The organism is Exiguobacterium sp. s78, assembly GCF_018618985.1.
GTDB classification, from domain to species: Bacteria; Bacillota; Bacilli; order Exiguobacteriales; family Exiguobacteriaceae; genus Exiguobacterium_A; species Exiguobacterium_A abrahamii.
In genome coordinates this window covers 227525-240112 of record NZ_JACSNB010000002.1, presented here as the reverse complement: position 1 = coordinate 240112, position 12588 = coordinate 227525, and the positions used below count along the sequence as shown (strand labels likewise).

General features: G+C 46.7%; 15 protein-coding genes. 3 read left to right on the top strand and 12 right to left on the bottom strand.

Annotated features, from left to right (window positions below; genetic code table 11):
• Positions 1 to 28: 28 nt before the first annotated feature.
• The 8 genes from KNQ18_RS12645 to KNQ18_RS12610 all read right to left on the bottom strand — a co-directional run bounded on the left by KNQ18_RS12645 (position 29) and on the right by KNQ18_RS12610 (position 4571).
• Positions 29 to 256: a sulfurtransferase TusA family protein gene (locus tag KNQ18_RS12645; protein WP_029343316.1), complete on the bottom strand. Its 228-nt coding sequence runs from the start codon at positions 254 to 256 to the stop codon at positions 29 to 31.
• A gap of 43 nt (positions 257 to 299) precedes the next feature.
• Positions 300 to 1436 carry an MBL fold metallo-hydrolase gene (locus KNQ18_RS12640; RefSeq protein ID WP_215085064.1) on the bottom strand — a complete coding sequence of 379 codons (1137 nt, stop codon included), beginning with the start codon at positions 1434 to 1436 and terminating at the stop codon, positions 300 to 302.
• Between the two features lie 35 nt (positions 1437 to 1471).
• The gene (locus KNQ18_RS12635; protein ID WP_215085062.1) at positions 1472 to 2047 is read right to left on the bottom strand and encodes a sulfurtransferase TusA family protein; all 576 of its coding nucleotides are present in this window, start codon (positions 2045 to 2047) and stop codon (positions 1472 to 1474) included.
• A 28-nt stretch (positions 2048 to 2075) separates the two neighbouring features.
• The gene (locus KNQ18_RS12630) at positions 2076 to 2372 is read right to left on the bottom strand and encodes a rhodanese-like domain-containing protein (protein WP_023466941.1); all 297 of its coding nucleotides are present in this window, start codon (positions 2370 to 2372) and stop codon (positions 2076 to 2078) included.
• 25 nt (positions 2373 to 2397) lie between these two features.
• Positions 2398 to 2757: a rhodanese-like domain-containing protein gene (locus KNQ18_RS12625; RefSeq protein WP_215085060.1), complete on the bottom strand. Its 360-nt coding sequence runs from the start codon at positions 2755 to 2757 to the stop codon at positions 2398 to 2400.
• Between the two features lie 22 nt (positions 2758 to 2779).
• Positions 2780 to 3259: a DsrE/DsrF/DrsH-like family protein gene (locus KNQ18_RS12620; protein WP_023466937.1), complete on the bottom strand. Its 480-nt coding sequence runs from the start codon at positions 3257 to 3259 to the stop codon at positions 2780 to 2782.
• A 55-nt stretch (positions 3260 to 3314) separates the two neighbouring features.
• On the bottom strand, positions 3315 to 3578 hold the full coding sequence (locus KNQ18_RS12615) for a metal-sensitive transcriptional regulator (protein ID WP_215085058.1): 264 nt from the start codon (positions 3576 to 3578) through the stop codon (positions 3315 to 3317).
• A 144-nt stretch (positions 3579 to 3722) separates the two neighbouring features.
• Entirely contained in the window at positions 3723 to 4571 is an 849-nt protein-coding gene (locus KNQ18_RS12610) for a LysR family transcriptional regulator (RefSeq protein WP_215085056.1), read from the bottom strand.
• A gap of 115 nt (positions 4572 to 4686) precedes the next feature.
• On the opposite strand from KNQ18_RS12610, the gene KNQ18_RS12605 reads away from it, so the two are divergent.
• On the top strand, positions 4687 to 5535 hold the full coding sequence (locus tag KNQ18_RS12605; RefSeq protein WP_214861432.1) for a sulfite exporter TauE/SafE family protein: 849 nt from the start codon (positions 4687 to 4689) through the stop codon (positions 5533 to 5535).
• Between the two features lie 50 nt (positions 5536 to 5585).
• Here KNQ18_RS12605 and KNQ18_RS12600 read toward each other — a convergent pair whose 3' ends face one another.
• Entirely contained in the window at positions 5586 to 6443 is an 858-nt protein-coding gene (locus KNQ18_RS12600; protein ID WP_023466934.1) for a YihY/virulence factor BrkB family protein, read from the bottom strand.
• Between the two features lie 187 nt (positions 6444 to 6630).
• Between KNQ18_RS12600 and KNQ18_RS12595 the strand changes: the two genes are divergently transcribed.
• Positions 6631 to 7725, top strand: coding sequence for a nitric oxide synthase oxygenase (locus KNQ18_RS12595; protein WP_215085054.1), 1095 nt, complete (start codon positions 6631 to 6633; stop codon positions 7723 to 7725).
• A complete protein-coding gene (locus tag KNQ18_RS12590; RefSeq protein ID WP_214858746.1) occupies positions 7722 to 8168 on the top strand; it encodes an NUDIX hydrolase in 447 nt (148 codons plus the stop codon). Before KNQ18_RS12595 ends, KNQ18_RS12590 begins: the two co-directional genes overlap by 4 nt.
• Before the next feature lie 21 nt (positions 8169 to 8189).
• Here KNQ18_RS12590 and KNQ18_RS12585 read toward each other — a convergent pair whose 3' ends face one another.
• The 3 genes from KNQ18_RS12585 to KNQ18_RS12575 all read right to left on the bottom strand — a co-directional run bounded on the left by KNQ18_RS12585 (position 8190) and on the right by KNQ18_RS12575 (position 12464).
• Complete coding sequence (locus KNQ18_RS12585) at positions 8190 to 8969, bottom strand: GNAT family N-acetyltransferase (RefSeq protein ID WP_215085052.1); 780 nt, start codon at positions 8967 to 8969, stop codon at positions 8190 to 8192.
• A 93-nt stretch (positions 8970 to 9062) separates the two neighbouring features.
• Entirely contained in the window at positions 9063 to 10451 is a 1389-nt protein-coding gene (gene bcaP / locus KNQ18_RS12580) for a branched-chain amino acid transporter BcaP (RefSeq protein ID WP_023466930.1), read from the bottom strand.
• Positions 10452 to 10667: 216 nt separating this feature from the next.
• A complete protein-coding gene (locus KNQ18_RS12575; protein WP_075642705.1) occupies positions 10668 to 12464 on the bottom strand; it encodes a mechanosensitive ion channel in 1797 nt (598 codons plus the stop codon).
• Positions 12465 to 12588 lie beyond the last annotated feature (124 nt).

The window sequence follows — 12588 nt, the reverse complement described above, 5'->3', positions numbered from 1 at the left end:
GAGCCGTAAATCAGCTCTCTTTTCGAAATTAACCTTTTTGAATCCAGAATTTGAGGACGCTTGCTTCTTCTTCATGTTTGACGAGTTCATGACCACCTGATGTCGCCCACGCCTGAAGATCGTTTTTTGCCCCTTTATCCGTTGCATGGACTTCAAGGATTTGACCTGATTCGAGTCCAGCGATGGCTTTTTTTGTTTTTACGATTGGCATCGGACAAGCAAGTCCTTTTGCGTCGAGTACGAGTTCTGATTTCATGTTGTATTCCTCCTGAATGATTTGATGTTCGTTATGCATCGGCTTAGCGTACCGCACAGCGGTTCGGTCCGACTTCCATTTCCCGTTGTGTTTCAAGATCGGGTGTCTGTTTCCCCATGTTTGTTTCACGGATATCTTGATACGCGTTCGGTTGTGGCGGCAGGTTCTCTGTAACCATTTTCCGGAATGTTGCTTCATCGTCGATGTTGAGACCATGATTGTTCGCAAGCAAGATGCTTAATTTTTCCGCTACACTACCATCCGTGTTCAATTCTTCAATGATCATGAAATGTGCCGGTAAGACGAAGAGTTCTGGTGAAAGATCACGATACGTGTTGTAGAGCGAATCGCGTAAGTCACCAACCCAGTCTTCCGCGAGACCGGCTAAATCCGGACGACCAATCGAGTCGATGAACAAGATATCACCCGTCAATAAATAACGCTGATCGACGATGAATGAAGTCGATCCAATCGTATGTCCTGGGGAATAAAGAGCGCGTACTTCAATCGCTGTATCCCCCACTTGAACCGTACTACCGTCTTCAAGTGGTGCATAATCGAATGTGACATCCGTCGCATCTTTTGGCGGCAACCAGTATGTCGCGCCTGCTTTTTCGGCGATGTCGCGTCCTCCAGAAATATGATCCGCATGAAGATGTGTATCAAACACATGCTTAATCGTGACGTTGCGTGATGCGGCATAATCCAAATACACATCTGTCATTCGTGTCGCGTCGATGAGTACGGCCTCTCCTTCTGAGATGACCATATACGAGAGACAACCTTTACCGATTCGAACGAACTGAATGACTTCGCCTTGATCAGTTCCTGTTTCGTTCAGCGTTCCGAGTGAAATCGGTTCTAGATGTTCACTCCATGCTTTCATACCGCCTGACAGATACGATACGTCTCGTCCTGCTTCTTCTAGCATATCGGCGACGAAAATCGATGAACCTTCTTTTGCGCAAACGACGAGAACATCCTGATCCGTCGGAAGCTGATCGAGAATCTCCTCGACACCATCCAACAATTCAAAATACGGAATGTTGAGGTACTTGAAGTTCTCTCCTTCGATTTTCCAATCTTGAAACGCATCCTCATTCCGGACATCTAAGATGAACAGAGACTCACGTCCAATGATTTTTTTTGTAACTTGTGCGGCTGTCATTGCTTGTGCCATATCTACTCGTTCCTCCTCTACTTTACGCTGTTGTATTATTTCGCTGAAACGAGTGTCGTCGTCTCAGACGCCCATTCCTGCATACCCGGTACGACATTGTGGACCGTATACCCCTTGTCACTGAGCTGTCGGCATGCCATGTCACTTCGGCTACCTGTCCGGCAGATGACATAAATCGTCTGATTTGAACCCAGTTCTGCATGGCGTGTCTCCAGTTCGCCTAACGGAATATTGATGGCTCCCGGTACATGGGCGAAGGCATATTCTGCTTGTTCACGAACATCAAGCACCGTGATCGAGTCGTCTTGGCGTGCTGCTTCGACTGTTGCGTTGTCGACGGTTTGAGCGAATGCTGCTGGTTCCGTGACATCACCTGTTGATTTCCGAACGTAATGACGGAGCACCTCGCCTTCTTCAATCGTGCCTAAATAATGATTGCCGGTGCTGTTTGCCCAGGCACGGAGATCTGCAGTTGATCCTTTATCCGTCGCCTGGACTTCGATGACTTGTCCTGGTTCTAACGTCTTGATCGTTTTTTTCGTCCGAACGATCGGCATCGGACAAGCGAGACCTTTGGCGTCCAATACGATATCTGATTTAATCCTAGTCATACAATTCGCTCCTTTACGGTGTGGGGTATTATTTCGTTTCGCCTTCGTACGACATCATGCCGCCATCCATGTTCGTCACGTCATATCCTTGTCCTTCGAGATATGTCGTTGCGCGACCACTGCGCGCACCAGAACGGCATACCATGACATACTCTTTTTTCTTGTCGAGTTCGTTCATCTTGAATTCAATCAATCCGAGTGGAATATGGATCGCTCCCGGAATCATTCCTTCTTTGACTTCATCGACTTCCCGGACATCAATGACGTTCAGTTGTTCACCACGTTCGATTTTTTCCTGTACTTCTGTTGCTGTCATGCGTTTCATGTTCAATTCCTCCTCTTGATTCGATTTAGCGCCAGGCATTCATTCCGCCACGGACTTCCGTGACATTCGTATAACCGGCTCTTTTTAGTACTTTGACGGCTTGTTTGCTTCGCATCCCGCTTTGACAGATGACGAGCACTTCTTTGTCTTTCGGGATTTGATTCAGTTGACTGTTTAGCGTTTGTAACGGAATGTTCTTAAATCCTTTGATGTGATTGCCTTTGAATTCTGCCGGTGTCCGAACATCGAGATAAAATCGTTTGCGGTCGTTTAGTAACGGCTTCAGTTCCATGGTCGACACTTGCTTGACTCCTTTTGTTGGGGCGAACATCTTATAAGCGAGATAGCCGACGACGAGCAACAAGATAATCGATAGTACATCCATGCGTCATTCCTCCTTCAGATCATTAGATGAATAGATTGACGTTTCCGTTCTCCGCATCGGCGAGGTAGGCGGCAACACCTGCATACTCAATCCCGTCGTGTAATTCTTCCTGTTTCAAACCGAGTAAATCCATCGTCATCGTACAGGCGACGAGTTTGACATCCTGTTCTTTCGCTAATTCGATTAAGTCTGGAAGTGGCATCGCATTGTGCTTCTTCATGACGTTTTTAATCATTTTTTGACCTGCACCACCGAAGTTCATTTTCGAGAGTGGCATCTTATCAGCACCGCGTGGCATGAACTTACCGAACATCTTCTCAAGGAATGTTTTATCCGGCTGGATCGGTTCATCCTTACGCATCGCATTCAAACCCCAGAAGGTATGAAAAATCGTGACTTCGTGATCGTATGCGGCTGCACCGTTGGCAATGATATAAGCTGCCATGACTTTGTCGTACTCTCCACTAAATAAAACGATGGTTGTTTTTTTCGTATCTGACATGAACGTAATTCCTCCAAGTTTTTACCCTAAGGGGTATATTAATTCGTAAAAAATTTTATCTGCTTTTCATTAAGAGTTGAACAGCCTCTGCAACGACTTGTTCATGATTTTCCGTCGCATCATCCTGACGGACACAGTCGATCAAGTTTTCACTGACGACGAGACCGATGACGCGATCGATTGCACTACGTGTAGCGCTCAGTTGTGTAACGACATCCTTACAAGACGCCTCTTCTTTCATCATTCGAACGATTCCGTGGATTTGTCCTTCAATCCGATTCATCCGATGAATGATGCGATCTTCATAACCGTTTTCCATATGAAGTCCATCTCCTTTTTTAAATGTGACATGCGTCATACCTCGTTGGTACATTTCATACAATAATACCTACAGGGGTATAAGTCAACGAAAAAGATTTCCGATTTTATCGCCATTGTAGAACGTCCGGAAATCTTTTTACATTTAACCTTTCCAATTCGACTGTAAAAAAGTGATCCAATGTTCTGCAAGGCGAGTCGGCATCTTCTCTGGTAACAGGTAGCGAAACGTTCGTTTAGAGATCCCTTTCGCATGAAGCGCAAAGGACTCGGACGGGAAAGACGTGACGAGTCGTTCCGACAAGGCTGCAATGCCACTCCCATTAAAAACAAGTTGACGCACTAAATAGTTGGCATCGACTGTAATCGTTCGTGCGGGAACGATTGACGAAGCATCTAGCCAACGATCGAGCGCATAGCGGGATGCAGATCCTTCTTCGCGAACGATCCACGTTGCATCTTTTAACGAAAGGTGAGACGCACCAATGATATGCAGTTGATCTTTCGCAAAGACGATTTGTTTGATTCCATCAAGTGTCAGTTCTCCTTCGATCATCCCGAGATCAATCTCACGATGCCGCAAAGCTGCTGCCACTTGATCATGGTTCATTAACTGGATATCTAGTGATACCTTAGGATGAGCGCTTGAAAACAGATGAATCATGTCATCGAGCAACATTTCGTGAATCGTATGCGTTGCTCCGATCCGTAAGGTTCCGCGGAAGACACCTTCCGATTCATCCAGCTGGGACTGCATCTGTTCGAGCTGGAAAAGAATTTCTTTTGCGTGGCGATAGACAATCCAGCCCATTTCCGATACCTCGACCCCTATTGCGAATGAATCACGTATTAACAATGAATGTCCGATATCTTCTTCTAGTCGTTTGACGTGAACACTGACCGTCGGTTGCGATAGAAATAACTGTTCTGCTGTTTTCGTAAAATGACGTGTTTCAACGAGTGTGACGAACGTTCTCAGTTCAGTTAATTTCAACAATACCCCTCCTCATTACATTTCATAATCATTTATATATCATTAATTCATTTTTGTAATCTTGTATTCCTCTTTCATACTCAAGGTATCACGTATTAGAAAGAAGGACTGTTTCATGATGTATATCTCATTTATTTTGTTAGGAGCAACCATCGGCATACTCTCCGGCTTTTTCGGAATCGGTGGCGGCATCATCCTGACCCCACTTTTATTGATTCTCGGCTATGAAGCCAGCACCGCGATTGTCCTCAGTCTGTTGCTGACACTCGGATCGACTGTGACCGGCACGCTCTCGCATCTTCGATTAAAAACATTCCGTTTTCGTGATGCCGGGATCATTGGTCTGTCTGGCATTATCGGTTCTGCGTTGATTACACCAGTCGTCTTTTGGCTCGAGCGTCATGCTGGTGCTGATGTCGTCTTATCAAGTCTCTACATTGTCTTACTGATTGGTTTTTCGATTCAATTCCTTCGTCCCCGTTCAAAGGAACGTCCGTCTTTTCCGGTCCATCATGCTTCCGTCGTGAAGCTCGCTGTCATCGGACTTGCTGCCGGAATTCTCTCTTCATTGATGGGTGTCAGCGGTGGATTCTTGTTGACGCCGCTCTTGCTCGCCTGGGTTCGCTTTCCGCTCAAACAAGCAATCGGAACGAGCATCGCCTCTGCGACATTGATTGTTCTTGGAGGCGTGACGAGTTATGTTGCTTCCGGAACCAGTGCTCCGTTATCACTCGGGATTGCTTTAATCGTCGGTGCGTTCATCGGCTCACCACTCGGTGCTTCACTCTTGCATCGCTTCAATGAACCGTTCGTTCAAAAGACGTTAGGAATCTTTTATAGTGTCGTCGCCTTAAGCGTCATCGTCAAAGTATTCGGTCTTCCTTATCTGTCACTCGTCTTACTCGCTTTATTCACACTCAGCCTGTTGAGCGTCTTCGGTTACCGGATTCTTAAAACGGCCTAAATGAAAAAGCAGCTGACACATCGTCAGCTGCTTTTGTGCGTGCTCAATGATTAACGCACGCTTTCTTCTTTGATTTTTTGTGGTTTCATGATTTTTGCCTCTTTTTTCTGACGCATGCGTTCCGCATTCATCAATCCCCCTAACATCAGGACGACAGCGGACAAATAGAACCACGTCATCAAGACGATGATTCCGGCAAGCTGACCGTAAAGACGATCGTAACTCCCGAACTCAGCATAGTAAGAGAAGAATTCCGAAACGACTTGCCAAGCGATCGTCGCAAAAATGGCTCCAGGGAGTACTTGACGAACCGTTAGTCGGACACTCGGTAAAATCCGATACAATAAGATGAAAAAGACAAGTAAGAACAACGTCCCGAGTCCCCAGCGGAATAAGAACCAGATCCACGAATAGTTCGTCACGAAATCAGCGACGATTGCAAAGTGGTTGATGAAACGCCGTGTTAACTTTTCTGAAATCGGAACAATCAATGAGATCGGTAAGATGATCATCATCCCGATCGTAAAAGCGAAGTCTTGCAACAGTCCGCGCCAGAATGGCGCTTTTCGTGTCACTTCGAGCGCATCGTTCAGCGAGCGGACAAGTGACTGGACCGACATCGAAGCGAGCCAAAAGGCGGCAAGGAAACTGATCGAGGCAAGTTTAAAGCCGCCTTGATCAAAGATTCCAACGACGTTCCGCTGAATCAAATCGTACGTTTCTGCCGGAGCAAACGGTCGAATTAAATCCAGCACGTTATCGGACGTAAACGGTAAGAACGAGACGATCCCAACTACGAATAATAAGAACGGGAATAAGGACAACATCAGATAATAGGCGAGCTGAGCCGATTTATCAAAAAAGGCTTCACCAAAAAAACGGGCAAATACAGGTTTGATTAAAGACATACAAATTTCCTCACTTTCAACTAATTCTCTACACTATCCCCCATTTCATACCTCCTTTAAACTTTTGGAAGTCTTTTGAACTTATAACAACCTTATACATCATTCAAGTTTGGCGCTTCGGTTCTGCGCGGGGTACACTAGGAACAGAGATTGTATCGTGCTTGTTTTTTAGAAAGGATTTCGATTCGTGTACTCACTCATTCAAACCGAAGCAGAACGCTTCTTTACTTCTTATATAGAGCAATACCCCGAAATGGCCGGACGTCAGCAAGAAGTCATCCGTTCGATTGAAACAACAGGAACGTACGAACAGACGGCTTCCGAGCTAGCGTTCGGTGCCAAGCTCGCTTGGCGGAACAGTAACCGATGTGTCGGACGTCTCTTTTGGGAACAACTCCATGTCTTTGACGCGCGGGATGCGTTGACCGTTGAAACGGTCCGCGACGCGTTATTTGAGCATATCCGGTTCGCGACGAACGAGGGACGAATTCGCTCAACGATCACGATTTTCCATCCGACACGTGTCCGGCTGCATAATCACCAACTGATCCGCTACGCTGGTTATGAGACCGCAACAGGAATCATCGGTGATCCGGCTTCGATCCAACTGACGCGACAATGTGAAGCACTTGGTTGGACCGGAGCGCGTACACCCTTTGATATCCTGCCCCTCTTGATTGAACTCGATGGACAAGTCAGCCTGCATCCGATTCCAGATGAGCTCGTGCTCGAAGTCAGCATCACACATCCTGACTATGATCTGTTCGGTGGTCGCGAAGTCCACTGGTATGCCGTGCCGATGATTGCCGACATGCAGCTTGAAATCGGTGGCATCGTCTATCCGTGTGCCCCGTTCAACGGATGGTACATGGGAACAGAAATCGGTGCCCGTAACCTCGCCGATACGGATCGTTACGATCTGTTACCGCTCGTCGCGACACAACTCGGTCTGAATACCTCGCGTGAACGTTCGCTTTGGAAAGACCGAGCGCTCGTCGAACTGAACATCGCCGTACTTGAATCGTTCGAACGCGCCGGTGTTACGATCGTTGATCATCATACGGCTGCGAAACAGTTCGCTCGTTTTGAAAAAAATGAAGTAGCGTGCGGTCGTGATGTCACCGGGGAATGGTCCTGGCTCGTGCCACCGATGAGTGGGGCAACGACGCATATGTTCCATAAGGATTACGACCCGGAAATCAAACGACCGAACTTCTTTCCGAAATCAACACAGACAGCACCCGTGACCGGCTGTCCGTTTCACCAAGGAGCATTGAAATGAATTATGTCGAACAGTTACGTCAAAAAATCGGTCATGACCCAGTCATTCTCGTCGGTTCTGTCGTCCTCGTCGTACAAAATGAACACATTTTGCTCGAACAACGGAACGAAGCACAAGCCCGCTTTGGTTTACCAGGAGGATTGATGGAATGGGCGGAATCACCGGAAGAGACCGCGCGTCGAGAGCTTAAAGAAGAGACTGGCTTAGAGGTAAAACGATTAACGTTACTCGATGTCTACTCCGGTTCGCAATACGTGACGACGTTAGCGAACGGAGACGTCTTTCAAAGCGTCACCCTCGCCTATATCGGTGAACATCCGATTGGAATGTTAAAACAAAGTGATGAGAGTATCAAGCTCCAGTTCGTACCGCTTGATGACTTACCTGATCACTTAGTCGGTTCTCACGCTCGAATGATTGAAGACTACAAAAACCGCCGCTAAATGAATAGCAGCGGTTTTTGTTTATAGCGACTGACGCATGATGTATTGTTTCAAATCCCGCTGAGTCCACCCTTCAGAACGTAACGCCTCCCAGATCTGCACATCTGTTGATTGATAATGGTAGGTCGTTCCCGGTAAACGACGGACGACTTCTGTCGCATGTCGTGCTTTTTGTTCTGCTGGACCTACGACTGACAAGAGAGATGATCCGGCTACTGCCACTACACTTGCTTCTAATTGGTAATAATCCGTTTGTAATTGCTGCATGACATGAGGATCTTGCTGCCAGATGTATTCTCCTTGTCCATGGTATTGTTTTAAAAACTCCACTTCTTCGATCGTCGGCAGAGCGACCTCTTGACGTTCATCTGTTAAATGAAAATAACCGATTTCTCCAACAATCGTGTAGTGAAGCGATTCATACAAGCGAATCGCTGGGTCGTTCCCTTGAATGACTTCAAGCATCAGACCATCCATTCCGATTTCTTTAGCATGGCTCAGTTGTGCTTGATACAAGGCTTTCGCGATCCCAAGACGACGATACTGTGGTGAAATCCCCAGTCCCCCACACCGCATGATGCGTTGACCCTCAATCTCCTTCCAACCGTTCAGCCAGAGACCGACTGGTATTTCTCCATGATAGGCAACGAATGAATGCTCCAATTGGTTCCCGTCTCGTTCGATGATGCGCTCTTGGAATTCTGCTTCCGATAAGTGCAGTGGAATCAAATAATCTTGGAATCCATCCTGCATCGCTTTGTACGCCGTTTTTACGCCAGGTGCGCGTTGAATATGAATCATCGAAAAACCTCCTTTTCCACTGAGCTGTTTCGCTTTCGTTCGCCTCATTTCCTGCATACAAAAACACCCTTGTCGCCAAGGATGTTAGTCGATTCATTGATGGAGTTTCGAACGCTTGCGTCCATATCCGAAGTACAACAGTAATCCAATGGCTGTCCAGACAAAGAAGGCAATCCACGTGAATGGTTGTAAGTTGAACATGAGCATGATACAAGCAAGGACTGACAAAATCGGTAAGACTGGGACAAATGGAACTTTAAAGGCGCGCTTCAAATCGGGACGCGTCCGGCGTAGGACGATGACCGCGATCGAGATGAGCGAGAAGGCTGCCAGTGTTCCGATGTTGATCAATTCAGCAAGTGTACCAAGCGGCACGAATCCAGCGATTAAACCAGCAGTCGTTCCGAGAATCCAAGTCGCTTTAACTGGTGTGTGTGACTTTTCATTGACGTCTGAGAAGACTTTCGGTAATAATCCGTCACGGCTCATCGCGAACAAGAGACGGACGAGACCAAATGTCATGACGAGGATGACCGTCGTCATACCAACGATGGCTCCTAAGTCAACGAATCCAGCGACCCAGTCTTGGCCAGCCACTTTTAAGGCAAGGGATACTGGGCTATCAACACCTTCAAACTGTTTGAATGGAACGATTCCGACCATGATAGCAGAGACCACGACGTACAAAACGGTAACGATCGCAAGCGATCCTAGAATCCCAATCGGTAAGTTACGTCCCGGGTTTTTGACTTCTTCTGCTGCCGATGTAACGGCATCGAATCCAAGGTAAGCGAAGAAGGCAATCGCTGATGCTTGCAAGACACCGCTCATACCGAACGGCGCAAACGGTTTGTAGTTGCCTGGTTCGATATACCAGATCCCGACGACGATGAACAAGACGACGACGGCAACTTTGACGAGTACCATGATGTTGTTGACGCGTTTTGTTTCTTTAATCCCAAGCGAAAGCAAGAGCGTAATGACCATCAGAATCAAGAATGCTGGTAAGTTAAAGAACGTCTCGCTTCCTGGTACAGCACCTGGAGCAGCGGTTAAGGCTGTCGGTAAATGGAGACCAAAACCTGCTAACAGTGACTGGAAGTACCCTGACCAGCCAGTCGCAACGGCACTCGAAGCGAGTCCGTATTCTAAAATGAGACACCAGCCGATGATCCAAGCCACGACTTCCCCAATCGTTGCGTATGTATACGTATATACACTACCTGAGACGGGAATCATCGACGAGAATTCAGCATAACAAAGGGCTGCGAGCGCACAGACGATAGCGGAAATAATAAATGAGATCGGTAAAGCAGGTCCTGCATAAAGAGCGCCCGTTCCTGTCAGAACGAAAATCCCGGTACCGATGATGGCACCGATTCCAAGTAAAATAAGGTCAAACCCTGATAAGTGACGTGCCAGTTTGGAATGTTGTTTCATGTCCATCATCACACTGACATCTTTCTTGCGAAGCAAACTCATGTTTCATCCTCCGAACTTTTCTCTTTTTTCTGAATATTCAAATCATTGAGGTAATTGACTTTCTTATCATAACAAACGATGTCAGGTTCGATAAGTCTTTTTTTCTGTATTTTTTCACAAAGTGGTCAAACCACTTTTGTGAAAATGCGACAACGCTTTGATGCGTCAACGCAAAAACACCCTTTCCTCAAAATGAGAGGAAAGGATGTACTCGTATTACGGACGATCGTTTGGATGATCGAGGTTAGGACCTTTATGATCATCTGGATCGATCGGGTAATCATCTTGTTGTGCTAAATCGTTTTCTGGCAATGCACCTTTTGGTGTACCATGTGTCGTCTCATCCGTTGAAGATGAACGCGCTGAACGTGGTGCACGATCTGGTGTGACATCATCAGCTGCTTGTGAAGCTGCACCTTTTGCTGCATCTTTTAAGCTCGGTGATGATGAAGTCGATGCTGACTTACTTGGAAGGTTCGATGTGTCGACTTCCGTGTTCTCTGCTTTCTTTTGCAAACGATCGAGATAACGCGACGCATTATCACGTCCACCAAGACCAAAGGCAAGACCGAATGCAAGTGCAAGTGCCCCAAGGATCAAGATGAAGGCTGAGTTGACGATCGTATCAGCAACACCTAGTTGATCAAGTGCCATGAAGACAGCAAGTGCAAGAATCGCATACTTCGCAACGCTTGAGAGGACTTTTAGTTCAGAGTTGCCGAACAAGCTGTCCATCGTACGTTTGACGAGGTTGCTGACGATGATCCCGATTGCGAGAATGATGATCGCTGTCAAGACGCTCGGTAAGAACGCAAGGACGGCACGACCGAGGTCGACCATGAAGTCAAGACCAATCAAGTTGAAAGCTTCGACGACGAAGAGAACGACGATGACGATCTCAACGAGTGCACCAACGATTGAAGCTGGAGATGTAGAAGCTTGGTTTGCATCCCACGTACCGATTTTTAAGTGACGTGTCAGGTTGTTGAAACCAAGACGTGATAAGAGATCCGTAACGAATTTCTTGATGAAACGTCCGACGTAAAGACCGACAAGAATCAGAACGACACCTACGATGATGTTTGGAATCATACCGAGGACATCGTTCAACATGTTGATCGCTGGTCCTGTGATTCCTTTAATGTTCAATTGATCAAGTGCTGAAATCGTGATTGGAATCAGAATCAAGATGAAGACGACTGTTCCGAGAATCGACGAAAGTGATTTCGCATCTTTTTGATCCGTTGATCCAAGGTTGAAGCGAGCTGCAAATTTATCCGTTCCAACAGCATGAAGGAAATTCGTCACGATATCGCGGACGATTTTCGCTACGAGGAAACCAACGAAGAAGATGGCTGCCGCAGCAATCAAGCGTGGAATGAATCCAAGGAATGACGATAACAATTGGCTGAACGGTTGTGAGACACTCTCAATGTTCAAGGCACCGAGTACACCCGGTAGGAACAGAAGTAAGACGAGGTAGAAGACGATCTCCCCTGCTACTTTTGGATAAGCTGAAAGATCCGTCTGACCTTGAAGCATCTTGTTCGAACGTACTTTGTCGTTCGCCATCAGCTTCGTTCCTGCTTTGACGATAATCATGCGAAGAACGACCGCGATGACGTATGCCAAGAGAAGGATGAGAGCTGCTTTCAAGATGTTCGGGATTGCCGCGAGTAATGTACTCATCGTATCCGCAAGTGGTCCAGCAATGATGTTCAGATCAAGGATGTTGAAGACCAAGATGAGAACGAAGACCATGAGAACCCAAAAGACGACGGTCCCGATGATTTTTTCAGGTGTCCACTTTTTCTTCTTTGGTGGCGTACCTTCTTTTTGAGGTGACAACTTGTTGACGACCCCAGACTTCTCTAACGCTTTTTGAACCCCGTTCGCGATCAGCTTGGCAATGAGCCATCCAATCAAGAAAATGATGATCGCTCCAAGCAAGTTGCCGAGTGATCCGAGAATGCCGTTCAAGTTCAACGACGTTCCGTTCCAAATGTTATTCATCCTGCCACACTCCTTCACCTAAATAAAATTATATATTTCTGACACTTCTTTAATTTCCCCATGTAAAGGATTTATTAAACCCTTACCCGTACCAGAATGTGGTGTTTCTTGTGTTCCATACAAA